Below are 23,882 nucleotides of genomic sequence, written 5' to 3'. Positions count from 1 at the left end.
GAAGAGGGGGCGCGGGAAGGGGGAAGCCCTCGCGTGGGGGCGCGAGGGCTTCCAGGGGGTGTGGCTGATAGGTCGGATGGATCGGCCCCGGGGTGGGCGATCGGTGCCGGTAGGGATTCAGGCCGCCACCGGCAGCTGCCCCGTCCCGTACGCGGGGTCCACGCCGAAGTCCGCGAGTGCGGCCCGCGCCGCGCGGCGGCCCGAGTGCAGGGCGCCCTGCACCGTGCTGGTGTCCCGGTGGTCCCCGCACACGTAGAGCCCCGAGAGCAGCCGCACCGGGCGGCGCAGATCGTGCGGCGGCGGCATCGCGGGCACCGCCTGGCGGGTGTGGTGGACGGCGAGGGATTCCCAGCGGGCGGTCGATGTGCCGTACAGATCGGCGAGATGGGCGAGGACGGCCCGCTCGTCAGGCGGCGGCCCGAGGACCGTCGACGAGACGAGCGCCCGGCCCGCGGGCGCGCGCGACGGGTCGACGCGGCTGATCACGGCCGTGTGCGCGACCGGGCCCGAACGGTCGGCGTCGAGCAGCAGCGCGGGCTCGGCGAGCGGCGCCTCGGGCGCCGCGTGGTGCAGCACCGTCACCTGGTGGAAGGACGGCACGCGCAAGCCGGGCAGCAGTTCGGCGGCGGCGCGTGCGTCGGTGGCCAACAGGGCGGCGCGGCAGCTCATTTCGCCGTGTTCAGCGGTCGTGACGGAGGTCGTGGATACGGCGGTGACGCGTACGCCGGTGCGGACCGTCCCCGGGGGCAGCGCGGCCGACAGGAGCTCGGGCAGTACTTCGGCGCCGCCCTCGGGCAGGCACAGGCGGCCGCGCGCGAAGGAGTGCAGGGCGAGGTCGGCGCACCGGCTCGATGTCGTCAGGTCCGGGTCGCACAGGAGCGCCGAGAGCAGCGGGCGCAGGAAGCCGGTGACGGTGCGTGCGGGCAGGCCGCGGGCGAAGAGGGCTTCCGACGCGGGGAGTTCGGGGCGCGAGAGGAGGCGCTTCGGGTCCGTCGCCGCGAGCCTGGCGAGTGCCGTGCCGAGGCGGGCCTGGTCGAGTGCGCCGCCGATGGGGGCGGTGCGGGGCGCGGTCCGTGCCGTTCGTGAACCCCTGGGGGCGCTTGCGAGGGCGCGCGCGGCGGTGAGTGCGCCCCTTGCGCGCCGGGCGCTCGTGGGCTCGACGGCTCGGTGGTGCCGGCCGTCGCTGTGTACCAGGACGCCGGGTACGAAGGGCCGCAGTACGAGTGCGTCGAGGCCGGGTGTGTGGCGCAACTCGGGGTACGACGTGGTGAGCAGCTGCCCGATCCTGTCGAGCCGGAACCCGTCGACCTTCTCCGTCGACATGCGCCCGCCGACGTAAGGGGCGGCTTCCAGGACGACGGTCGTTACACCGGCCCTGGTCAGCTGGTGGGCGGCCGACAGTCCCGCGACCCCGGCTCCCACGATGACGACATCCGCATGGTGCGCAGGCTCTAGCACGTGCCCCTCCCCGAGGTTGCGCGGCTGCTGGGGACGTCATGCCCTCAACAGGGCTCCGGAATCACCGAGTTCCGCATGAGGGTAGGAGCACGAACGGTCAGGGGCAGTCGCGCATCGACCGAGCACGGTCGCACGCCGGTCGCACGCGATCGCAGAAGCGAAGAACACGATCCCGAGGCGTGCCGCCCCCACCGGAGTGCCGTCTGCCGCAGACCTACTACCGCAACGCCGCGCGGATCGTCTCCTCGATGCCCGGGAACGCGAACGAGAAGCCCGACTCCAGGAGCCGGGTCGGCAGGACCCGCTGGCTGCCGAGCACGTCACCTGCCATCTCTCCGAGCACGACGCGCAGCGCGGGCTTGGGCGCCGTGAAGAGCGTGGGACGGTGCAGCACCCGGCCCATCGCGGCCGTGATCTCGCGGTTGGTCAGGGGGTCGGGCGCCGTCAGATTGACCGGGCCCGCAAGCGACTCCGTGTCGAGCAGGTGCCGCAGCGCGGCCACAGCGTCGTGCAGCGAGATGTAGCTCCAGTACTGCCGGCCATCGCCGAGGCGCCCGCCGAGCCCCGCCTTGAAGAGCGGGAACATCCGCTGCCAGGCCCCGCCTTCGCGCGCCACCACGAGGCCGTTGCGCGAGAAGACCGTGCGGATGCCCGCCGCGTGCGCCGCGGCGGCCGCGCCCTCCCACTCCACGCACAGGGACGGCAGGAAGCCCTCTCCGGAGGGCGCGCTTTCGTCCACCGCGCGCTGACCGGTGTCTCCGTAGTAGCCGATCGCACTCGCGCACAGGAACACCCGGGGCGGCTCGTCCAGCGAGGCCGCCGCCTCGGCGAGCGTCGCGGTGCCGAGCACCCTGCTGTCGCGGATCTCCTGCTTGTAGGCGGCCGTCCAGCGGCGGTCGCCGATCCCGGCTCCCGCCAGGTTGACCAGCGCGTCGCAGCCCGCGAGCCCCGCCGTGTCGACGTACCCCCCTTTGGGATCCCATCGCACCTCGTACTTCGTACGAGGTGCCCGACGCACCAGCCGCACCACCTCGCGACCGTCGTCGGTGAGGGCGCGTGTCAGCGCTGTTCCGATGAGGCCGGACGCACCGGCCACTGCGATACGCGACAGCCGTGACGAGGGGGCGGGCTGCTCGGACTCGGTGGGCTCCATGAAGCCATCCTGCCCCGGAAAGGCGGCGAGAGGCGTCAGGCGGCCGTCGTACAGTGACGCCCATGCCGGACACGCACATACGTACCGCCCTGCCGGACGACGAAGAAGCCCTCGGCCGCATCGACCGCGCCACCTGGTCCACCCTGCACGCGGTGCAACCGGCTCCGCAGCCTCCGTACCCGCCGTTCTTCAGTGAACGCTTCGGGCCTCACGACCACTTGGTCGCCGAGCTGCGCGGCGTGGTCGTCGGCTACATACGGCTCGGTTATCCCACCTCCCTGCTCGCCAACGCCCACGTGCGCCAGATCCTGGGCTTCGCCGTCGCCGACGAGGTGCGCGGCAGGGGAGTGGGCCGGGGTCTCGTCAGGGCCGCGGTGGAGGAGGCCCGCCGCCAGGGCGCGCGGCGCATCACGCTGCGGGTGCTCGGCCACAACACTCCGGCCCGGACGCTCTACGCGTCCGAGGGCTTCGTGGTCGAGGGGGTGCTGCCGGGCGAGTTCTTCCTCGACGGGTCGTACGTGGACGACGTGCTGATGGGGCGCGTGCTCTGACACTCCGGGGGCCTCACATCACCCCCGCCCGGGGTTCGCCACCCGACGGACCGGCCCGGCGTGCGGCGGGCACGCGCGCGTAGGAGCGTGGGGAGGCCGACCGGAAGGAGCGAACCGATGTTCAGGGTCGCTGCTGCCAGCCGGCGTGACAGGGAGGAACCCGGCTGGCTGCGCGGCGCGCCGCCACCCCCCTGGGTGCGCTGGCCTCCGCCCGTGCTCCTGGTCGTCATCTGCGTCATCCAACTGGCCACTCCGGAGGCGGTCGACCTCAGCTTCCTGCTCGCCGCCGTGCCACCGCTGGCCGCCCTGTCGTACGGCGCCTCGATCACGGCGCTCTTCGGCGGCACCGTGGTGCTGTTGCTCTATGTGCCCGGCTTCGGGCTCGGCCGCCCCGGGGACAGCGATGTGCTGACGGTCGCCTTCGTGGCGCTCCTGAGCATCATGTTCGCCTGGGTACGCAGCCGGCGCGACGCCCAGCTCGTCACCGTCCGCACCGTCGCGGAGGCCGCCCAGTTCGCCGTCCTGCCGCCACTGCCGGAGCGCGTGGGCCCGGTGCGCTGCGCGGGCCTCTACCGCGCGGCACAGGGCGGAACGCTGGTCGGCGGTGATCTCTTCGACGTGCGCAAGGTCCCCAGTGGCGTACGGGCGCTGGTCGGCGACGTGCAAGGGCACGGCCTGGCTGCCGTCGGCACGGTCGCCGCGCTGCTCGGCGCCTTCCGGGAGGCGGTGCTCGACAAGCCCGACCTGGAGGGGGTCGCCGCCCGGCTCGACCGGCGCCTGGTGGTCGACTCCGAAGAGGCCGAACACGCCGAACTCTTCGCCACCGCCGTGCTCCTCGAATTCCGGGTCGACGCCCCAGAGCTGCGGATCGTCTCCTGCGGCCATCCGCCCCCGCTGCTGCTGCGCGGCGGGGCCGTCGAGGAGCTCGCCGTGGCACCGGGGGCTCCGCTCGGCCTGGGAATCGCGGGTGTCGCACCGCCCGAAGAGGTGACCGTGGGCCTGAAGCCCGGCGACCGGCTGCTCGTGGTGACCGACGGGGTGACCGAGGCGCGGGACGGGTCCGGCGCCTTCTACCCGCTGGCCGAGCGTCTTGCGGTGCTCAGCGCCGACCTGCGCGACGATCCGGCGGCGCTGACGTCCGCGGTCTGGAGGGACCTGGTGCGGTTCTCCGGCGGGGTCGGGGACGACGTGGCCCTGCTGGCGTTCTCGCTGGAGCTGGGGCCGGACGCGCCGCTGGATCCGGAGCCGTAGCCCGGGCGCCGCTCGGGGCGCCCGGCCTCAGGCATCGCCCTGCCTGGCGGCCAGGAGCCGCAGCCCACCCGTCAGTTCGCGCAGGCAGCGCACCGCGAGGACGGCGGGGGAGCCGGGCCCCTCGGTGGGCGCGTCCGTGGCGGCCCAGGACTCCAGGGCCAGGCGGATGGCGTCCGTGGCGGCCGCGGCCGCGAGGCGTACGTCCAGTTCGTCGGCGTCGTCCCCGGCCAGGCGGGCGAGCACGGGCACGAGCTGCTCCTCGGACTCCTGGTTCACGCGGTACCAGACGGCGCGCAGCGCCGGGTCGCCCTGCGCGGCGCGCAGCAGGCCGCGGGTCCACTCCAAGGACTCGGCCGCGCGGTCGTCCGCCGCGGTCAGCGCGTCTGCGATGGACCGCTCCAGGGCAGTGGGCATCCCGGCGGCCGGGTCGAGATCCGCCAGGTGGGCCCGCCACTCGGCGGCGCCTCCCGCGAGCAGCGGGGCGACCGCGTCCTGCTTGTTGCGGAAGTACCGGTAGAAGGTGCGCAGCGCCACTCCGGCCCGGCCCGCGATCTCCTCGGCCGTGGTGCCGTCCGGGCCGCGCTCGGCGAAGAGCTCGGCCGCGGCGCGGGCGATGTCGAGCTGCGTGGCCGCTTTGCGGCGCTCGGTCAGCGACGGGTGCGGTGACTGCGGTGACTGCGAGGGCATCGATGGCTGCGACGGGTGTGTGCTCACCCTCGCAGCCTACGCGCGATTCTCACCCTGATACATGAATTGTCGGCATGGCAAAACGTGCCAGAGGGGCGTACATTGAAATCAGATCGGGAAAGGCCGGGTCCATGGACGGATCCGGGAGCCCGGAGTTGATCGGAGGCATTTCATGAACCGCTACGCAGGCCGTCGCGCACTCGTCACCGGCGGTGGCTCGGGCATCGGGCAGGCCACCGTCCTGCGGATCCTCGACGAGGGCGGCAGCGTCGTGGCCGCCGACGTCAGCGAGGCGGGCCTGACGGACACCTCCGAGAAGGCGGGCGCCGCGGCCGACCGCCTCACCACCCTCGTGGTGGACATCGCGGACGAGACTTCGGTGCGCGAGGGCGTCGCCGCCGCCGTCACCGCACTCGGCGGCCTTGACGTGCTGGTGAACGCGGCGGGCGTGCTCCGCTCCTCGCACACGCACAAGACCAGCCTGGATTCCTTCAACCGCGTCATCCAGATCAACCTGGTGGGCACGTTCCTGGTGACCCGCGAAGCGATCCCGGCGCTGCTCGACGGCGAGGACGCGGCCGTCATCAACTTCAGCTCCACATCAGCGATGTTCGCCCACCCGTACATGGCGGCGTACGCGGCGAGCAAGGGCGGCGTCCAGTCCATGACGCACGCGCTGGCCAGTGAGTACGGCAAGCAGGGAATCCGCTTCAACTCCGTTCAGCCCGGCTCCATATCCAGCGGCATGACCGACGGCAGCGGCGCCAGCAAGCAGAGCGTGGGCCCCGGGCTGCCCGAGGACGCCGACATGAGCCTGTTCATGAAGCTGGCCCCGGCCATCGGCCAGGGCTTCGCGGGACCGGAATCCGTGGCCTCGGTCGTCGCCCTGCTCGGCTCGGAGGACGGCAAGTTCATCACCGGCACCGAGGTCCGGGTCGACGGCGGCACCCACTTCTGACGGAGGAGAGAAACATGAGCGACGCAGGCGGGCCGTACGCAGGCGGGCCCTACGCAGGCGAGCCGTACGCAGGCCTGCCCTATGCGGGCCAGCCCTTCGTGGGCCAGCCCCTCGCGTGCGAGACCTTCGCGGGCAAGGTCGTCGTCATCACCGGTGCGTCCGCCGGTATCGGGTCCGGCCTCGCCCGGCATGCGGCGGACCTCGGCATGCGGCTCGTCCTGGCCGACATAGCCGCCGAGCGCCTCGCGGGCCTGGCCGAAGAGCTGCGCGCCTCCGGAGCCGAGGTCGAGTCGGTCGTGACGGACGTGTCGGAGCCGGCCTCCGTCGACGCCCTCGCGGACCGCGCGTACGACCGCTTCGGCGCGGTCGACATGCTGATCAACAACGCGGGGATCATGGCGATGGGCTACTCCTGGGAGATCCCCGCCGAGCGCTGGGACGCCGCCCTGCGGATCAACATCGGCGGCTGTGTGAACGGCATACGCTCCTTCGTGCCGCGCCTGCTCGAGCAGTCCACGCAGAGCTGGGTGCTCAATGTGTCCTCGGTCGGCGGACTGCTGCCGAGCCCGCTGATGGCGCCGTACAGCGTCACCAAGTTCGGGACGCTCGCGCTCACCGAATCCCTCGCCTACGAAATGCAGATGAAGCAGGCGCCGGTGCGGGTCTCCGTCGTGCTGCCGGACTCGGTCAAGAGCGAGATATTCAAGGCCGCGCGGCCGGGGGGCGGCACACCGCCCGAGATAGCGGGGTTCGACGAACAGCTCCAGGAGCGCGCCGACACCCAGGGCATCACGCCTGCGGAGCACGCCCGCCGTGTCTTCGAGCAGGCCGCCGAGGGCCGTTACTGGATCACTCCGCAGCCCGAGATGATCGACGCGGCACTCCAGCCGCGCACGGACATGATCCTTTCCCGGACGAATCCGGGACTTGACCTGGGCGGGGTCTGAGCGCGGCGCGAGACCGGGCCGAGGTCGGCGCGAGATCGGGCCGGGGCAGGGGCAGGTTCATTCGGATGGCGGAGCGTGGATCGCGGGGGGAGCGGGTGGGCCGGAGAGTCGGACCATGCGTGTCTTCCGTGGGGTGTCCGCGGCGCGCGTGCCGCCGGTGGTGCGCGCGGTGCTGGGTTGCGTGCCGGGGGCCGCTGCCGTGGGGCTTCTGCTGTTGTGTGCGTTGTTCGTGGGGCCAGGGGTGTCGGGGGCGTCGGGGCAGGCGAGTGACGGTCCGGTGGCGTTCGCCGGGCTCGGGGAGCGGGCAGGCGTGACCGGGCGGCACTCCGTGATGCCGGCGGCCGCGGCGCCGGTGCGCAGGGCGGTGGAGCATCCGGCGGCGCAGCCTCACGTGGTGCCGCGCGCCGAGTGGCTGGCAGGTGCGGTGCGGGAGCCGCCGCCCGCCCGGTACGCCGACCGGGTCCAGGCGGTGTTCGTGCACCACACGGACACACCGAACAGCTACGACTGCGCCGACGCCCCGCGCACCATCCGCTATCTGTACGCCGGTCAGACCGGGGGGAGGCAGTGGGACGACATCGGTTACAACTTCCTCGTCGACCGGTGCGGGACCGTCTACGAGGGGCGTGCAGGCGGCATCGAGAGGGCCGTCGTCGGGGCGCACACACAGGGCTTCAACCAGGGGTCGGTGGGGATCGCGGCGATCGGGACGTTCACGGCGGGGAGTCCTGTTCCCCGGGCGATGACCGATGCCGTGGCGGCGCTGGTCGCGTGGAAGCTCGGCCTTTCGGACGTGGACCCGCGTTCCACGGTGCGGCTGGTCTCCTCGAACAGCCTCAGCAAGTACCCGGCGGGGGCGAGGGTGCTGTTCAGCTCGGTGTCCGGGCACAACGACGGTTACTCCACGTCCTGCCCGGGAGCGGCGCTGACGGCCGCTCTCCCCGCGATCAGGGAGACGGCCGCACGGTTGCAGAACCGGTGAGCAGGCAGGACCCCCGGGAGCCCTCGGGCCCTCGCACCTCAGTCGACCTCGCCGAAGCGTTCCCACAGTTTCGGATAGCGCTGGGCCATCGCCGCTTCGTTCTCGAAGTCGAGCGGCGTCCCCTGTGGCTCCGTAGGGGCGGGAGCGATGCCGAGGTCGGGGGTGACGACGCCGGTGAGCTGCTCGTACGCCTCGTCCGCGGCGTAGCCGAGCTCCTCGCCGTCACCGTCGATGTCCTCGTCGAAGTCGTCGAGGAGATCCGCGAGGGAGTCCGGGTCGTGCAGGGCTCCCTCGAAGACCTCGCGCCCCTGGCCGATCAGCCAGCAGCGGAAGTAGTCGAAGGCGTCGTCACTGGCGCCGCCGAGGAGGACCCAGGAAGCTCCCCACAGATCCCAGCGGTACGCGCGGTTGTAGCGCGCCTCGAAGTGACGGGCGAAGTCGAGCACCATGTCCGGCTCAAGCTCAAGGAGCTTCTCGGTGAGCAGGTCGGCGTGGTCCTCGGGGTCGCCCTCGGCGGCCACGCGGGTGCGGTCCACGATCTCCCAGAACTCCGTCTCGTCCATCACGGGACAAGCATCGGTCCTGGGGAGTGGGTACGCACGTGGAGTGCGGCGGATGCGACTGTGTCGTTATGCGTGCACATGCCCGTGGAAAACCCGACAGCAGGTGTCGGCATTGGGTGACAGCCTCGAAGACATGGACAACACGCAGTCACTGACCGGAAAGATCGCTCTCGTCGCCGGTGCCACCCGCGGCGCGGGCCGGGCCATGGCCGTGGAGCTCGGCCGCGCCGGAGCCACCGTGTACGCGACGGGGCGCACGACCCGCGAGCACACCAGCGAGGTCGGCCGCACCGCGGAGACCATCGAGGAGACCGCGGAGCTGATCACCGCCGCGGGCCGGGAGGCGGACGGACCCGGCACCGGGATCGCCGTACCCACCGATCATCTGGAGCCCGAGCAGGTCGAGGCACTCGTCGACCGGATCGACCGTGAGCAGGGCCGTCTGGACATCCTGGTGAACGACATCTGGGGCGGCGACGTCCACGTCGAGTGGGACAAGAAGATGTGGGAGCACGATCTCGGCAAGGGGCTGCGCCTGATGCGCCTCGGCATCGAGACCCACGTCGTCACCAGCCGGTACGCGCTGCCGCTGCTCGTCAGGAACCCCGGCGGCCTGGTCGTCGAGGTCACCGACGGGACAGAGGAGTACAACGGCCCCAACTACCGCAAGCCCTTCTACTACGACCTCGCCAAGGCGGCCCCGCTGCGGATGGCGTTCGGCCTCGCCGAGGAACTCGAGGAGTACGGCTGCACGGCCCTCTGCCTGACCCCCGGCTGGCTGCGCTCCGAGGCGATGCTCGACACCCACTTCAAGGTGACCGAGGAGAACTGGCTCGACGGCCGCAAGCAGAACCCGCACTTCGCGATCTCCGAGACCCCGACCTTCGTCGGCCGGGCCCTGGTCGCGCTCGCCGCCGACCCCGAAGTGGCCCGCTGGAACGGCACGTCGCTCTCCAGCGGAGGTCTCGCCAAGGAATACGGCTTCACGGACGTCGACGGCTCGGCGCCCGACGCCTGGCGCTACATCACAGAGGTCGACCAGGAGAGCAAGGAGGCGGACGTCACCGGTTACCGCTAGTCGCCCGGGATCGCGTGGATGCCCTCCGGCTGACGGCATCATGGGGGCATGCGCGCTGCACGCCTCATCAAGATGGTGCTTCTGCTCCAGGCCCGCCCCTCCATGACCGCCGCCGAGCTCGCGGGTGAGCTCGAAGTGTCCGAGCGGACCATCACGCGGGACGCCCAGGCCCTTTCGGAGGCGGGCGTCCCGGTGTACGCGGACCGGGGGCGGGCCGGCGGCTACCGCCTCATCGGCGGCTACCGCACCCGTCTCACCGGCCTCGGACGCAGCGAGGCGGAGGCCCTGTTCCTCTCCGGAGTGCCGGGCGCGCTGCGGGAGATGGGCCTGGAGGACGCGGCATCGGCGGCCCGCCTGAAGGTGTCGGCGGCGCTGATGCCTTCCCTCCGGGACGCTTCGCAGAACGCCTCGCAGCGGTTCCATCTGGACGCGCCGGGCTGGTTCAAGGAGACACCGGCGCCCGAACTGCTGCCCCCGCTGGCGGACGCGGTGTGGGACGACCGGCGCGTCACCGCCCGCTACCGGCGCCAGGACGCCGAGGTGGAACGGGAGTTGGAGCCCTACGGCCTCGTGCTCAAGGCCGGGGTCTGGTATCTGTGCGCGCGGGTGCCCGACACGGGTTCGTTCCGGGTCTACCGCATCGACCGGTTCACCGCGATCGCTGCCGGTGAGGACCGCTTCGTACGCGACGAGGAATTCGACCTGCCGGGCTTCTGGGAGGAACGGGCCGAGCAGTTCGCGCGGGCGATCCTGCGCTCCGAGGTCGTGCTCCGGCTCTCCGAGGCGGGCGTACGACAGCTTCCGTACGCCACGGATTCCGCGTCCACGCGGGAAGCACTGGAAACAGCGAGCGCCCCGGACGAGGAGGGCTGGGTGACGCTGACCCTCCCCGTGGAGAACGAGATGGTGGCGTACACCCAGCTCATGTCCCTGGGGCCGGAGGTGGAGGTCCTAGCCCCGGCGGCTCTGAGGAAACGCTTCGCGGAAGCGGCCCAACAAATGGCGAACCGCTACGGGTAATCGGGTGGGCGGGCGGGAAAGAATCCGCCGCGAAGCGGCGGGCCCACAAACGCACCCGCACACGGGAACGGGCCCCCGCCACCCAGGCAGGGACCCGCACCGCATCAGGCCGAAGGCTACAGACCGTACTTGGCCCGAGCCTCCTTCACCGCGGAGGCCGGCACCTCGCCACGACGGGCAAGCTGCGCGAGCGAGGCCACGACGATCGACTCCGCGTCGATGCCGAAGTGGCGACGAGCCGCGTCACGCGTGTCGGAGAGGCCGAAGCCGTCCGCGCCGAGCGACGAGTAGTCCTGCTCGACCCACTGCGCGATCTGGTCGGGAACCTGCCGCATGTAGTCCGAGACGGCGAGCACGGGACCCTGCGCACCCTCAAGTGCCGTACGCACGTACGGAGTCCGCTCCTCGCCGCGCAGGATCGCCTCGTCCGCCTCCAGGGCGTCGCGGCGCAGCTCGGTCCAGGAGGTCGCGGACCACACGTCGGCGGCCACACCCCACTCCTCGGCGAGCATCTTCTGCGCGGAGAGAGTCCAGTGGATGGCGGTACCCGAACCGATCAGCTGGATGCGCGCCGCGTTGGCGGCCGCCGAAAGACCGGCCGTCTCGGCGGTGTTGAAGCGGTACAGACCGCGCACGATGCCCTCGTCGACACCCGCGGGCTTCGCGGGCTGCGGCATCGGCTCGTTGTAGACGGTGAGGTAGTAGAAGACGTTCTGGTCCTCACCGGGGGCGGCCTCGCCGTACATCCGGCGCAGACCGTCCTTGACGATCGCCGCGACCTCGTAGGCGAACGCCGGGTCGTACGACATGGCGGCGGGGTTCGTCGCGGCGATCACCGGCGAGTGGCCGTCCGCGTGCTGCAGACCCTCACCCGTCAGCGTCGTACGACCGGCGGTGGCGCCGACGAGGAAGCCGCGGCCGAGCTGGTCGCCGAGCTGCCACATCTGGTCGGCGGTCCGCTGCCAGCCGAACATCGAGTAGAAGATGTAGAACGGGATCATGGCTTCGCCGTGCGTCGCGTACGACGACGACGCGGCGATGAAGTCCGCCATCGAACCGGCCTCGGTGATCCCCTCGTTGAGGATCTGCCCGTCCTTGGCCTCGCGGTAGTACATCAGCTGGTCGCGGTCGACCGGCTCGTAGTTCTGGCCCTTCGGCGAGTAGATGCCGAGCGAGGGGAAGAGCGACTCCATGCCGAAGGTGCGCGCCTCGTCGGGGACGATCGGCACCCAGCGCTTGCCGGTCTCCTTGTCACGGATCAGGTCCTTGACGAGGCGTACGAAGGCCATGGTCGTCGCCATCGACTGCGAGCCCGAGCCCTTGTCGAACGACGCGAACGACTTGTCGGCCGGGGCGGGCAGCGGCGCGAGCGGCTGCGTGCGGCGGGCCGGGGCAGGACCGCCGAGCGCGGCACGGCGCTCCTGGAGGTAACGGACCTCGGGGGAGTCGGCGCCGGGGTGGCCGTAGGGCACCACGCCGTCGACGAAGTCACTGTCCGAGATCGGCAGCTCAAGGAGGTCACGCATGTCCTTGAACTCGTCCACCGTGAGCTTCTTCATCTGGTGGTTGGCGTTCTTGGACTCGAAGCCCTTGCCGAGCGTGAAGCCCTTGACCGTCTGCGCGAGGATCACGGTCGGCGCGCCCTTGTGGGTGAGCGCCGCGCGGTAGGCCGCGTAGACCTTGCGGGCCTCGTGGCCGCCGCGCGAGAGGTGGAAGCACTCGCTGATCTTGTCGTCGCTGAGCAGTTTGCCGAGCTCGACGAGCGCGGGCTCGGAGCCGAAGAAGTGCTCGCGGATGTAGGCGGCGTCGCGCGTCGCGTACGTCTGGAACTGCGCGTCCGGCACCTCGCGGAGGCGGCGGACCAGGGCGCCCGTGGTGTCGAGCTGGAACAGCTCGTCCCAGGCGTTGCCCCACAGGACCTTGATGACGTTCCAGCCGGCGCCGCGGAACTGGGCCTCCAGCTCCTGGACCACGCGGAAGTTGGCGCGGACCGGGCCGTCGAGGCGCTGCAGGTTGCAGTTGATGACGTACGTGAGGTTGTCGAGCTCCTCACGCGCGGCGAGCGCGAGGGCCGCCGTCGACTCGGGCTCGTCCATCTCGCCGTCACCGAGGAACGCCCACACGTGCGAGGCGGAGACGTCCTTGATGCCGCGGTTGGAGAGGTACCGGTTGAAGCGCGCCTGGTAGATCGCGGAGAGCGGACCCAGACCCATCGATACGGTCGGGAACTCCCACAGCCAGGGCAGCCGGCGCGGGTGCGGGTAGGACGGCAGGCCGTCGCCGCCCGACTCGCGGCGGAAGTTGTCGAGCTGCGCCTCGTTCAGACGGCCGTCGAGGAAGGCGCGGGCGTAGATGCCGGGGGAGGCGTGGCCCTGGATGTAGAGCTGGTCGCCGGAGCCGGGAGACTCCTGGGATTCCTTGCCCTTGAAGAAGTGGTTGAAGCCGGTCTCGTACAGCCAGGCGGCGGAGGCGAAGGTGGCGATGTGGCCGCCGACGCCGTATTTGCTGCCCCGGGTCACCATCGCGGCCGCGTTCCAGCGGTTCCACGCGGCGATCCGCTGCTCCATCGCCTCGTCGCCCTCGATCGCCGGCTCGGCGGAGGTGGGGATGGTGTTGACGTAGTCGGTCTCAAGGAGCTTGGGCAGCGCCAGGCCCGCGCCCTCGGCGCGCTCCAGCGTGCGCCGCATCAGGTATGCGGCTCGGTGCGGCCCGGCCGCCTGGGTAACGGCGTCCAGGGAGGCCTGCCATTCGGCGGTCTCCTCGGGGTCGCGGTCCGGGAGCTGGTCGAGCTCGCTCGGCTGGATTGCGGAGGGGTCGGTCATGTCGCCGCCTTCCTGAGTCGGAGGGGGTCCCCTGTTCGGTAAGGGGTGGGGGTGCCCTAGGTCTTTGGCAGGACAGGGCGTGAGGCTCTGGTGTGAGCCCGTCGGAGACTGTAACTCCGTGATCGATGATCGATCAAAGGGTTGAAGGCGAAAACTCCTTCATATTCAGAAAGTAGGCATCCGGTGCCATTAATGAGGGCACGCGGTGCCTTCGATTTGAAGGATCACCGCAGGTGAGAGCACGTATGAGCGCTCCCGTGCTCCTACGTCAGGGACGCGGCGCACAGCCCAGGACGTGGGCCTTCACCAGCTCCGCGATCGCGGGATCCCGCCGCTGGAACGCCGAGACGAGGGCCTCGTGCTCCTCCGCGTACGACTGCTGCACCGTCCCGAGCCACCGGATCGACAGCGCCGTGAAGACCTCGATGCCGAGACCCTCCCAGGTGTGCAGCAGAACGGAGTTGTCCGCGGCCCGCACCAACTCCCGGTGGAAACCGACCGTGTGGCGCACCTGAGCCGTGCCGTCGGAGGCCCGGTCCGCCTCGTAGAGGGCGGCGACATGGGGTTCGAGGGCCGAGCAGTCCTCCGCCAGGCTCTCCGCCGCGAGTTCGGCCGCGATGGCCTCAAGGCCAGCACGGACGGGGTAGCTCTCCTCCAGGTCCGCCGCGGTCAAGTTCCGTACGCGTACGCCCTTGTTGGGCGCCGACTCGATGAGCCGCAGTGTCTCAAGCTCCCGCAGCGCCTCCCGTACGGGGGTCTGCGAGACCTCCAGCTCCACGGCGATGCGCCGCTCCACGATCCGCTCGCCCGGCTGCCAGCGCCCGCTGACGATCCCCTCCACGATGTGCTCGCGGATCTGTTCGCGCAGCGAGTGAACGACGGGCGCGGTCATGTGGGCTCCTCCGGCGGGGGCAGCGCCCCAGGGCGTGGTGACCCCTAGACAATACGGCGACGCCCCCGCTCGGAAACCTCCGAACGGGGGCGTACGCGCTGATGAGACGAGTGTTACAGCCCTGGGGGCCGCAGCACCAGCGGCGGAACTACAGGCCGAGCTCGACCTCGAACTCGCCGGCCTCAAGGATCGCCTTGACCGTGGTCAGGTAGCGGGCGGCGTCCGCGCCGTCCACCAGACGGTGGTCGTAGGAGAGCGAGAGGTACGTCATGTCACGGACGGCGATGGTCTCGCCGAGATCCGGGTGGTTGATGACGACCGGACGCTTCACCGTGGCACCGATGCCGAGGATCGCGGCCTGGTTCGGCGGCACGATGACCGTGTCGAACAGGGCACCGCGCGAACCGGTGTTGGAGACCGTGAAGGTGGCACCGGACATGTCGTCCGGGGTGAGGCCACCGCCACGGGCCTTGCCGGCGAGCTCGGCGGTCTTCTTGGAGATACCGGCGATGTTCAGGTCGCCCGCCCCCTTGATGACCGGCGTCATCAGACCCTTCTCGGCGTCCACGGCGATGCCGATGTTCTCCGAGTCGAAGTACGTGATGGTGCCTTCGTCGTCGTTGATCCGGGCGTTGACGACCGGGTGGGCCTTCAGCGCCTGGGCGGCGGCCTTGACGAAGAACGGCATCGGGGAGAGCTTGACGCCCTCACGAGCCGCGAACGCGTCCTTCGCCTTGGCGCGCAGCTTCATCAGCTTCGTGATGTCGACCTCGACGACCGAGGTCAGCTGGGCCTGCGAGTGCAGCGCCTTCATCATGTTGTCGCCGATGACCTTGCGCATGCGGGTCATCTTGACCGTCTGACCGCGCAGCGGGGACGCCTCGAGGGCCGGGGCCTTCGAAGCTGCCGGAGCGGCGGCGGCCGGAGCCGGGGCCGACTTCTTGGCCTCGGCGGCCGCGACGACGTCCTGCTTGCGGATGCGGCCACCGACGCCGGTGCCCTTGACGTCCGACAGGCTCACGCCGTGCTCGTTCGCGAGCTTGCGGACCAGCGGCGTGACGTACGCGCCGTCGTCGGACGGGGAGGCCGGGGCGGCAGGCGCGGACGGAGCCGGAGCGGCGGGCTGAGCCGGGGCGGGCGCGGCCGGAGCGGCCGGAGCCGCGGGCTGTGCCGGAGCCGGAGCGGCAGCGGCGGGCGCGGCCGGGGCTGCGGGAGCCGCGGGGGCGGCCGGGGCAGCAGGCGCCGCCGGAGCAGCGGCCGGAGCGGCCGGGGCAGCCGGAGCGGCAGCGGCGGGCGCGGCACCGGGAGCGCCGATGACGGCGAGCTTGGCGCCGACCTCAGCGGTCTCGTCCTCGCCCACGACGATCTCGAGCAGCACGCCCGCGGCCGGGGAGGGGATCTCGGTGTCGACCTTGTCCGTGGAGACCTCGAGCAGGGGCTCGTCCTCCGCGACCTCCTCGCCGACCTCCTTCAGCCAACGGGTGACGGTGCCTTCGGTGACCGACTCGCCCAGGGCGGGCAGCGTGACGTCGGTGCCGGAGGCGCCACCGGCCGGGGCGGCCGGAGCGGCAGGGGCCTCGGCGGCGGGAGCCGGAGCCGCGGGGGCCTCGGCGGCAGGGGCCGGAGCCTCGGCCTGAGCGGGCTGCTCGGCGGCCGGAGCGGACTCGGCAGCGGGCGCACCGCTGCCGTCGTCGATGACGGCCAGCTCGGCGCCGACCTCGACGGTCTCGTCCTCGGCGACCTTGATGGAGGCCAGGATGCCTGCGGCCGGGGAGGGGATCTCGGTGTCGACCTTGTCGGTCGAGACCTCGAGCAGCGGCTCGTCGGCCTCGACGCGCTCGCCCTCGGCCTTCAGCCAACGGGTGACAGTGCCCTCGGTGACGCTCTCGCCGAGCGCCGGAAGGGATACGGAAACCGCCATGGTTTCAGTTGCTCCTTATGAATTGCGGAAGTCTGTGGTCGTCGCGCCCGTGTGACTGAGAGATCAGTCGTGGGAGTGCAGCGGCTTGCCCGCGAGGGCCAAGTGGGCCTCGCCCATCGCCTCGTTCTGCGTCGGGTGGGCGTGGATGAGCTGGGCGACCTCGGCGGGCAGCGCCTCCCAGTTGTAGATCAGCTGGGCTTCGCCGACCTGCTCGCCCATGCGGTCGCCGACCATGTGGACGCCGACCACGGCACCGTCCTTGACCTGGACGAGCTTGATCTCGCCCGCGGTCTTGAGGATCTTGCTCTTGCCGTTGCCCGCCAGGCTGTACTTGAGGGCGACGACCTTGTCCGCGCCGTAGATCTCCTTGGCCTTGGCCTCGGTGATGCCCACGGAGGCGACCTCGGGGTGGCAGTACGTCACCTTCGGCACGCCGTCGTAGTCGATCGGGACGGTCTTGAGACCGGCCAGGCGCTCCGCGACCAGGATGCCCTCGGCGAAGCCGACGTGCGCGAGCTGGAGCGTCGGCACCAGGTCGCCCACGGCCGAGATGGTCGGGACGTTGGTCTGCATGTACTCGTCGACCAGGACGTACCCGCGGTCCATCGCGACGCCCTGCTCCTCGTAGCCGAGGCCCTGGGAGACCGGGCCGCGGCCGATGGCGACCAGGAGAACCTCGGCCTCGAAGGTCTTGCCGTCGGCGAGGGTCACGCGGACGCCGTCCTGCGTGTACTCGGCCTTCTCGAAGAAGGTGCCGAGGTTGAACTTGATGCCGCGCTTGCGGAACGCGCGCTCAAGAAGCTTCGAGGAGTTCTCGTCCTCGACGGGCACGAGGTGCTTGAGGCCCTCGACCACGGTGACCTCGGAACCGAAGGACTTCCACGCCGAGGCGAACTCGACGCCGATGACGCCGCCGCCCAGGATGATCGCGGACTTCGGTACTCGGTCCATGACCAGGGCGTGGTCCGAGGAGATGATGCGGTTGCCGTCGATCTCGAGGCCCGGCAGCGACTTCGGCACGGAGCCGGTCGCGAGAAGCACGTGGCGGCCCTGGACGGTCTGGCCGTTCACGTCCACGGAGGTCGGGGAGGAAAGCTTGCCCTCGCCCTCGATGTACGTCACCTTGCGCGAGGCGATGAGTCCCTGCAGGCCCTTGTAGAGGCCGGAGATCACGTCGTCCTTGTACTTGTGGACGGCCGCCATGTCGATGCCCTCGAAGGTGGCCTTCACGCCGAACTGGTCGGCTTCGCGTGCCTGGTCGGCGATCTCGCCGGCGTGCAGCAGCGCCTTCGTCGGGATGCAGCCGTTGTGCAGGCAGGTGCCGCCGACCTTGCCCTTCTCGATCAGGGCGACGTCCAGGCCCAGCTGCGACGCGCGCAGTGCCGCGGCGTAACCGCCGCTACCGCCGCCGAGGATCACTAGGTCGAAAACGGTGCTGGCGTCGTTCGCCACGTCACGTCCTCCATGCATGTGCGCCGTACGCCGGACCCCTTTTCTCGGGGGACGACCGGTCTGTCGGCTGGTATCGGCCGCTCTTGTTTCGGCCCTGTGGTGGGGGCCCTGTCCTGCCGAGAACCCATCTTCGCACTTGTCGGCGAGAGGTGGGACGGCGGGCCGGGCTGTGAGACGTCTGATTCGCCACGTCCAGGCGTTACCGAGGTGTATGAACGTACGGATTTCGTTGAGGGCGAAATCGGGCAGGGCCCGGACATCTGGACGTCCGGGCCCTGCCCGCGTACGACAGATCAGCCGGTCAGCCGAGGTCGCCCGCGGCCGTGCGCTCGGCGAGGCGGACCAGGGTGCGGACCGCGGTGCCGGTGCCGCCCTTGGGCGTGTAGCCGAACGGGCCGCCCTCGTTGAAGGCCGGGCCCGCGATGTCCAGGTGCGCCCAGGTGATGCCCTCGCCGACGAACTCCTGGAGGAAGAGACCGGCCACCAGGCCGCCGCCCATGCGCTCGCCCATGTTGGCGATGTCGGCGGTGGGGGAGTCCATGCCCTTCTTCAGGTGCTCGGGCAGCGGCATCGGCCAGGAGGGCTCGCCCGCCTCCTCGGAGGCGTCGTGGATCGCGGCGCGGAACGCGTCGTCGTTGGCCATGATGCCGAAGGTGCGGCTGCCGAGCGCCATCATCATCGCGCCGGTCAGCGTGGCCACGTCGACGATCGCGTCGGGGTTGTCCTCGGAGGCCTTGGCGATCGCGTCGGCCAGGACCAGACGGCCCTCGGCGTCGGTGTTGAGCACCTCGACGGTCTTGCCGCTGTACATCCGCAGGACGTCGCCGGGGCGGGTCGCGGAGCCGGACGGCATGTTCTCGGCGAGCGCCAGCCAGCCGGTGATGTTCACTTCGAGGCCCAGGCGCGCGGCGGAGACGACGGCCGCGAAGACGGCGGCGGCGCCGGCCATGTCGCACTTCATGGTTTCGTTGTGACCGGCGGGCTTCAGCGAGATGCCGCCCGAGTCGTACGTGATGCCCTTGCCGACGAAGGCGAGGTGCTTCTTCGCCTTCGACGACGTGTACGAGAGCTTGACCAGGCGCGGCGGGGCGTCCGAGCCGACGCCGACACCGAGGATGCCGCCGAAGCCGCCCTTGCTGAGCGCCTTCTCGTCCAGGACCTGGACCTTGATGCCGTGCTCCTTCGCGGCCGCGGTGGCGACCGCGGCGAAGGCCTCGGGGTTCAGGTCGTTCGGCGGGGTGTTGATGAGGTCGCGGGCGCGGTTGAGCTCCTCGGACAGGGCGGTGGCGCGCTCGACGGCCGCCTTGTACGCCTTGTCGCGGGGCTTGGCGCCGAGCAGGGCGATCTCGGCGAGCGGACCCTTGGCGTCCTTGCCGTTCTTGCCCTCCTTCGCCTTGGCGGAACCGTTCTCCTTGTACGCGTCGAAGGAGTACGCGCCGAGCAGCGCGCCCTCGGCGATCGCACCGGTGTCCTCGGCATCCTCGGCGGGCAGCGCGAACGCGGCCTTCTTCGAGCCGGACAGGGCGCGCGCCGCGGTACCCGCGGCGCGGCGAAGGGCGTCGGTGCCGTACGTCTCGTCCTTCTCCGGCACCGTGCCGAGGCCGACCGCGAGGACGACCGGAGCCTTGAAGCCGGAGGGCGCGGGCAGCTTGGTCACCTCGCCCTCGGCGCCCGAGGCGCCGAGGGTCTCAAGGACGGACGCGAGCTTGCCGTCGTACGCCTTGTCCACGGCCTCGGCGCCCGGCGCGACGACCGGACCCTTGGCGCCCTTCGCGACGCCGACGACGATCGCGTCGGCACGGAGGCCGGACGCGGCGGCAGTGCTGAGAGTCAGAGCAGTCACGGTGGTGAATTCTCGCTTCCGTTGAGTTCCTTGGCCGATGGGGTGGGTCGACCCGCCCGGCGCCAGCCTAGAACGGGCCGGAAAGGCACCGAACATGAGCCTACGCGCGTCGCGCCCATTCGATCGTGTCGGCGCAGATTCATCCGTACGTGGCGCCGCATTTATGTTTCGGCGGAAGCATCCGCGAATCAGCCAAGGGCCAGGACGACCAGGGCCGTCGTGGCCGCGGTCTCGGCGAGCGCGCCGAAGACGTCGCCGGTGATGCCGCCGAAACGGCGGACGCAATGCCGCAGGAGGAGTTCGGCGGCGCACACCGCGAGGAGGACGGCTGCCGCGTACCGCACTGTCTCGTACGTCCCGAAGGGCACGGCGGCGAGCGCGGCCAGGGCGGTGACGAGTGCCGTCGCGAGCAGGGCCGCACCCCGGGGAACCGTTCCTGCCACCGCCGCCCCGAGCCCTTCGGGGCGAGCCGGCGGGACGCCCTCGCGGGCGGCCAGGGTCAGGGCGAGGCGGGCCGTGGCCGCCGAGACGACCGCGGCGAGTGCGCCCCGGGTCCACGAGGCCTCGTAGAGCTGGAAGAGGACGGCCACTTGGGCGAGCAGGACGAAGAGCAGCGTGATGACGCCGAAGGGACCGACGTCGGACTGCTTCATGATGCGCAGCGCCTCGTCGGCAGGCTTCGCGCTGCCGAGACCGTCGGCGGTGTCGGCGAGGCCGTCGAGGTGGAGGCCGCGGGTGAGCGTCGCCGGGACGGCGGCGGTGGCTACGGCCGCCAGCAGTGGCCCCGAGCCGAGCGCCATGAGCACGCCGCCGAGCGCGGCGGCGCAGAGGCCGACCACGAGCCCGGCGAGCGGGGCGCAGAGCATCCCGGCGCGGGCGGCTTCGCGGTCCCACTTGGTGACGGCGACCGGAAGCGCGGTGAGGGTGCCGAAGGCGAAGCGGAGACCGTCGGCGGGGGAGGTTCGGGGCACCGCGGAAGGGTACCCCCCAGGCTCTTCTCGCCCTGCGGAACGCAGGGCGGCCCCTCAAGATGGCCCCATGGCCGACTGGTGGTACCGGAACATCACGGAGCCGGGAAAGCTCCCGCTCCTCCTGGCCCTGCTCTCCTTCGTGGCCACGTTCCTGATCACCCGAACCATCACCCGCCTGATCCGCGCGGGCAAAGGCCCCTTCCGGAACATCAGCTCGGGCGACGTCCACATCCACCACGTCGTACCGGGCATCTTCCTCATGCTCGTAGGAGGGTTCTGGGCGGTCGCGGCCGGCAGGCACAGCCTCGCCTCGATGTTCGCGGCCGTCATCTTCGGCATCGGCGCCGGTCTCGTACTCGACGAGTTCGCGCTGATCCTCTACCTCGACGACGTCTACTGGAGCGAACAGGGCCGCAAGAGCGTCGAGGTCGTGATGCTGACCGCGGCCCTGGTGGTGCTCATCCTCACCGGCTTCACCCCGTTCGGCGTGAACGACCTGACGCCCGAGGAGCGGAGCAACCGGGCGGGCCTCGCCCTGAACGTCGCCGTCAACTGCTGCTTCGCCCTGATCGCCCTGGCCAAGGGCAAACTGCAGACGGCCGTGATCGGCATGGTGGTCCCGCTGGTCGCGCTGGTGGGCGCGATCCGCCTCGCCCGCCCGGGATCGGCATGGGCCAGGCGCTTCTACCGCAACCGGCACCGCGCCCGTGCCCGAGCGGGCCTGCGTGCCTACCACCACGACCGCCGCTGGGCGGGCCCGCGCCGCAAGGTTCAGGACTGGATCGGCGGCAAACCCGACCCGGAACTGGCACGTCCACGCCCCCGCCGCTGACGCCGTCGAAGCGCCTCCGAGCAAACGCACAGCACCAACACCGCCGCGATCGCCGCCAGATGCTCCTTGCCCGCGAGGTTGTTCTTGACGAACACCTCGGCGACCATCACGGCGGTCACGAGCCCCGCCGTGAACCACGCCCGGTAGCGCCAGCACACGTAGACCGCGAGCCCGACCACCGCGGCGGAAGGGCCCGTGTCGATGACCTGGGCGTCGGACGCGGGCAGCCCCAGCGGGTTGCCGGGACCCCACTCGATGCCCACGCGCGCGTAGAGCGTGCCCGCGAGGGTGGCCGCGTAGCCGATGAGGAGCGTGCGCCACCAGCCGATGCAGATCTCCGCGATGCCGAACACCAGCAGGATCTGCGCGAGCGCGCCCCAGACGGGCAGGTCGAGCGCGGGCACGAAGAGCGAGAGCGGGGTGCGCAGCAGGGCGAGCCACAGCGGGTCATCGGCCCGTACGGAGCCGATGTTCTGCACGAACTGGTAGCCCCAGGGCTGGTTCTGCACGAACTGGAACAGGGCGGTGAGGCACACGGCGGCCAGCGTCATGGGCGCCGCCCGCCACCGCCGCTCGGCGATGCCGAATCGCACGGCGGCGTACAGCGGCCCCCACTCGGCTCGGGCCAGGCGGGCCAAGCGGCCGGGCAGGGCCGGCGGCCGGGCGGGGGCCGGGGCGGGGGCGCTCATCGTCGGGACTCCAGATGCTTGCGGTGCAGCCACTTCGGCAGGCCCGGCGCTTCCAGGAAGCCCTCCGCGCGGGCCGACGCGATGCCGATGCGGGGCAGGTCCCCGCTCTTCTCGAAGAGAAGGAAGCGGGGCTCCCAGATCGGGCGGTACTTCGCGTTGGCGCGGTACAGCGACTCGATCTGCCACCACCGTGAGAAGAAGGTGAGCAGCGAGCGCCACAACCGCAGGACCGGGCCCGCGCCGAGCCGCGAGCCACGTTCGAAGACCGACCTGAACATCGCGAAGTTCAGCGAGACCTGAGTGATCTTGATCTCGGCGGCGCGCTGGAGCAGCTCGATGACCATGAACTCCATCAGGCCGTTCTCGGAGTCGCGGTCGCGCCGCATCAGGTCGAGGGAGAGCCCGCGCGGCCCCCACGGCACGAAGGAGAGCAGTGCTCTCAACTCCCCGTCACGGTCGGCGCATTCGAGCATCACGCACCGCCCGTCCTCGGGGTCGCCGAGCCTGCCGAGCGCCATCGAGAAGCCGCGCTCGGTGGCCCCGTCACGCCAGTCGTCGGCGCGCTCGAGCAGATACGCCATCTCGTCGGCCGGGATGTCCTCGTGACGCCGGATCCGCACCTCGTAACCGGCCCGCTCGACCCGGTTGTACGCCTGACGGACCGTCCGCATGGCCCGCCCCTCCAGAGTGAACTCTCCGGTCTCGACGATGGCTTCGTCGCCCAGCTCAAGCGCGTCGAGGCCGTGCCGGGCGTAGATCGTCCCCGCCTCCTCGCTCGCGCCCATGACGGCGGGGATCCAGCCGTGCTCGCGGGCGTCGGCGAGCCAGGGCTCGATGGCGCCGGGCCAGGCTTCCGGATCTCCGATCGGATCCCCGGAAGCCAGCGACACACCCCCGATGACCCGGTAGGCGACCGCCGCCTTGGCGCTGGGCGACCACACGACGCTCTTCTCGCGGCGCAGCGCGAAGTAGCCGAGCGAGTCGCGCTCGCCGTACTTGTCGAGCAGCTCGTGCAGCCCCCGCTCGTCGTCCACGGTGAGCGGGTCGACCGCCTTGCGCGAGCGGAACGCGGCGTACAGGACGGCCAGGAGGAGAAGCGTGCTGAGCACGTTGATGCTGACGTTGACCCAGCCGGGCGTGGTGACGCCCTCGAACCGCCGGTCGTCGGCGGCCAGCGAGACCAGGCGCATCGTGCCGTAGCGCCAGCGGTCGAGGAACGTCGAACGGCTTTCGTCGTGCGCTTGGTTGGTGACCGTGACCAGGAGCGCGGCGACCAGCGAGGCCGCGAGAAGCCCGCCGACGGCGACGGCCGCGGCGAGCTTCGGATTGGAGCGGTCCCCCTTGGCGTAGAACTCCCGCCGCCCGACGATCAGCGAGGCGACGAAGGCGGCGGTCAGGACGAGGGAGATCCAGTTCTGCGCGTACCGGCGGATCTCCGGGAAGACCATCGCGAACGCGAAGAGCAGCAGAAAGAGCCCGCTGAGTACGAGGTTGAGAATCCAGGCGGCGCGTTTGCGGCGGCGCATCGTGATGGCCAGGAACAGCGTGAACGCGCCGGAGGCGAAGCCTGCGGTGAGCAGATACGGCGTGAAGTAGTTCTCGGTGTTGTGCCGCCGCAGATCCTGCCCGAGGGAGACCCAGACCGCGCTCAGGAAGTTGATGAAGGTGACGGCGCGGAGGTACCAGACGCTGAAGGCCGCGGCGAGCCGCCGCCTACGCAGATCGCGACGGCGCCCGGCAGCAGATTGCTCATCTCCCATGAAAAGGGATCATATGGGGCACGCCGGGCCGCCTTCGGCTGTGACCAGCCGC

Annotated in this window: 20 protein-coding genes; 8 read left to right on the top strand and 12 right to left on the bottom strand. The window is 71.1% G+C overall.

Annotated features, from left to right (window positions below):
* Positions 1 to 117 precede the first annotated feature (117 nt).
* Together E5671_RS15955 and E5671_RS15950 are read right to left on the bottom strand one after the other, a co-directional pair.
* Positions 118 to 1,458, bottom strand: a complete 1,341-nt coding sequence (locus E5671_RS15955) for an FAD-dependent oxidoreductase (protein ID WP_160504643.1) — start codon at positions 1,456 to 1,458, stop codon at positions 118 to 120.
* A 217-nt stretch (positions 1,459 to 1,675) separates the two neighbouring features.
* Entirely contained in the window at positions 1,676 to 2,611 is a 936-nt protein-coding gene (locus E5671_RS15950) for a TIGR01777 family oxidoreductase (protein WP_160504642.1), read from the bottom strand.
* A gap of 62 nt (positions 2,612 to 2,673) precedes the next feature.
* Between E5671_RS15950 and E5671_RS15945 the strand changes: the two genes are divergently transcribed.
* Positions 2,674 to 3,162 carry a GNAT family N-acetyltransferase gene (locus E5671_RS15945; protein WP_202121137.1) on the top strand — a complete coding sequence of 163 codons (489 nt, stop codon included), beginning with the start codon at positions 2,674 to 2,676 and terminating at the stop codon, positions 3,160 to 3,162.
* Between the two features lie 117 nt (positions 3,163 to 3,279).
* Positions 3,280 to 4,413: a PP2C family protein-serine/threonine phosphatase gene (locus E5671_RS15940; protein WP_160504640.1), complete on the top strand. Its 1,134-nt coding sequence runs from the start codon at positions 3,280 to 3,282 to the stop codon at positions 4,411 to 4,413.
* A 27-nt stretch (positions 4,414 to 4,440) separates the two neighbouring features.
* Here the strand turns inward: E5671_RS15940 and E5671_RS15935 are convergent, their stop codons facing one another.
* A complete protein-coding gene (locus tag E5671_RS15935; protein WP_160510211.1) occupies positions 4,441 to 5,100 on the bottom strand; it encodes a TetR family transcriptional regulator in 660 nt (219 codons plus the stop codon).
* Positions 5,101 to 5,272: 172 nt separating this feature from the next.
* Here E5671_RS15935 and E5671_RS15930 point away from each other — a divergent pair, with 172 nt between their 5' ends.
* The 3 genes from E5671_RS15930 to E5671_RS15920 all read left to right on the top strand — a co-directional run bounded on the left by E5671_RS15930 (position 5,273) and on the right by E5671_RS15920 (position 7,987).
* Positions 5,273 to 6,058 (top strand): SDR family NAD(P)-dependent oxidoreductase, encoded by a 786-nt coding sequence (locus E5671_RS15930; RefSeq protein WP_160504639.1) that lies wholly within the window; start codon positions 5,273 to 5,275, stop codon positions 6,056 to 6,058.
* 14 nt (positions 6,059 to 6,072) lie between these two features.
* The gene (locus E5671_RS15925) at positions 6,073 to 7,005 is read left to right on the top strand and encodes an SDR family NAD(P)-dependent oxidoreductase (protein ID WP_160504638.1); all 933 of its coding nucleotides are present in this window, start codon (positions 6,073 to 6,075) and stop codon (positions 7,003 to 7,005) included.
* A gap of 115 nt (positions 7,006 to 7,120) precedes the next feature.
* The gene (locus tag E5671_RS15920; RefSeq protein ID WP_160504637.1) at positions 7,121 to 7,987 is read left to right on the top strand and encodes a peptidoglycan recognition protein family protein; all 867 of its coding nucleotides are present in this window, start codon (positions 7,121 to 7,123) and stop codon (positions 7,985 to 7,987) included.
* A 38-nt stretch (positions 7,988 to 8,025) separates the two neighbouring features.
* Here E5671_RS15920 and E5671_RS15915 read toward each other — a convergent pair whose 3' ends face one another.
* On the bottom strand, positions 8,026 to 8,550 hold the full coding sequence (locus tag E5671_RS15915; RefSeq protein WP_160510210.1) for a DUF4240 domain-containing protein: 525 nt from the start codon (positions 8,548 to 8,550) through the stop codon (positions 8,026 to 8,028).
* A 133-nt stretch (positions 8,551 to 8,683) separates the two neighbouring features.
* Here E5671_RS15915 and E5671_RS15910 point away from each other — a divergent pair, with 133 nt between their 5' ends.
* A complete protein-coding gene (locus tag E5671_RS15910; RefSeq protein WP_160504636.1) occupies positions 8,684 to 9,628 on the top strand; it encodes an SDR family oxidoreductase in 945 nt (314 codons plus the stop codon).
* Between the two features lie 48 nt (positions 9,629 to 9,676).
* Positions 9,677 to 10,648, top strand: a complete 972-nt coding sequence (locus E5671_RS15905; RefSeq protein ID WP_160504635.1) for a helix-turn-helix transcriptional regulator — start codon at positions 9,677 to 9,679, stop codon at positions 10,646 to 10,648.
* 116 nt (positions 10,649 to 10,764) lie between these two features.
* Here the strand turns inward: E5671_RS15905 and aceE are convergent, their stop codons facing one another.
* The 6 genes from aceE to E5671_RS15875 form a co-directional block, all read right to left on the bottom strand.
* Positions 10,765 to 13,470, bottom strand: a complete 2,706-nt coding sequence (aceE, locus tag E5671_RS15900; RefSeq protein WP_160504634.1) for a pyruvate dehydrogenase (acetyl-transferring), homodimeric type — start codon at positions 13,468 to 13,470, stop codon at positions 10,765 to 10,767.
* Positions 13,471 to 13,738: 268 nt separating this feature from the next.
* The gene (locus tag E5671_RS15895) at positions 13,739 to 14,362 is read right to left on the bottom strand and encodes a GntR family transcriptional regulator (RefSeq protein WP_160504633.1); all 624 of its coding nucleotides are present in this window, start codon (positions 14,360 to 14,362) and stop codon (positions 13,739 to 13,741) included.
* Positions 14,363 to 14,510: 148 nt separating this feature from the next.
* Positions 14,511 to 16,283, bottom strand: a complete 1,773-nt coding sequence (sucB, locus tag E5671_RS15890) for a 2-oxoglutarate dehydrogenase, E2 component, dihydrolipoamide succinyltransferase (protein ID WP_160504632.1) — start codon at positions 16,281 to 16,283, stop codon at positions 14,511 to 14,513.
* 63 nt (positions 16,284 to 16,346) lie between these two features.
* Complete coding sequence (gene lpdA, locus E5671_RS15885; protein WP_160504631.1) at positions 16,347 to 17,735, bottom strand: dihydrolipoyl dehydrogenase; 1,389 nt, start codon at positions 17,733 to 17,735, stop codon at positions 16,347 to 16,349.
* A gap of 301 nt (positions 17,736 to 18,036) precedes the next feature.
* On the bottom strand, positions 18,037 to 19,578 hold the full coding sequence (locus E5671_RS15880; protein WP_160504630.1) for a leucyl aminopeptidase: 1,542 nt from the start codon (positions 19,576 to 19,578) through the stop codon (positions 18,037 to 18,039).
* Positions 19,579 to 19,766: 188 nt separating this feature from the next.
* Complete coding sequence (locus tag E5671_RS15875) at positions 19,767 to 20,549, bottom strand: adenosylcobinamide-GDP ribazoletransferase (protein ID WP_160504629.1); 783 nt, start codon at positions 20,547 to 20,549, stop codon at positions 19,767 to 19,769.
* 67 nt (positions 20,550 to 20,616) lie between these two features.
* On the opposite strand from E5671_RS15875, the gene E5671_RS15870 reads away from it, so the two are divergent.
* A complete protein-coding gene (locus E5671_RS15870) occupies positions 20,617 to 21,381 on the top strand; it encodes a hypothetical protein (protein ID WP_160504628.1) in 765 nt (254 codons plus the stop codon).
* On the opposite strand, the gene E5671_RS15865 is transcribed toward E5671_RS15870, so the two are convergent.
* A complete protein-coding gene (locus E5671_RS15865; protein ID WP_160504627.1) occupies positions 21,321 to 22,070 on the bottom strand; it encodes a hypothetical protein in 750 nt (249 codons plus the stop codon). The genes E5671_RS15870 and E5671_RS15865 overlap by 61 nt on opposite strands.
* Positions 22,067 to 23,830 carry a phosphatidylglycerol lysyltransferase domain-containing protein gene (locus tag E5671_RS15860; protein ID WP_160504626.1) on the bottom strand — a complete coding sequence of 588 codons (1,764 nt, stop codon included), beginning with the start codon at positions 23,828 to 23,830 and terminating at the stop codon, positions 22,067 to 22,069. The genes E5671_RS15865 and E5671_RS15860 overlap by 4 nt, the downstream gene beginning before the upstream one ends.
* Positions 23,831 to 23,882 lie beyond the last annotated feature (52 nt).

The organism is Streptomyces sp. BA2, assembly GCF_009769735.1.
GTDB lineage: Bacteria > Actinomycetota > Actinomycetes > Streptomycetales > Streptomycetaceae > Streptomyces.
The sequence above is the reverse complement of the archived record's forward strand: the minus strand, read 5'-3'. Positions and strand labels throughout refer to the sequence as shown.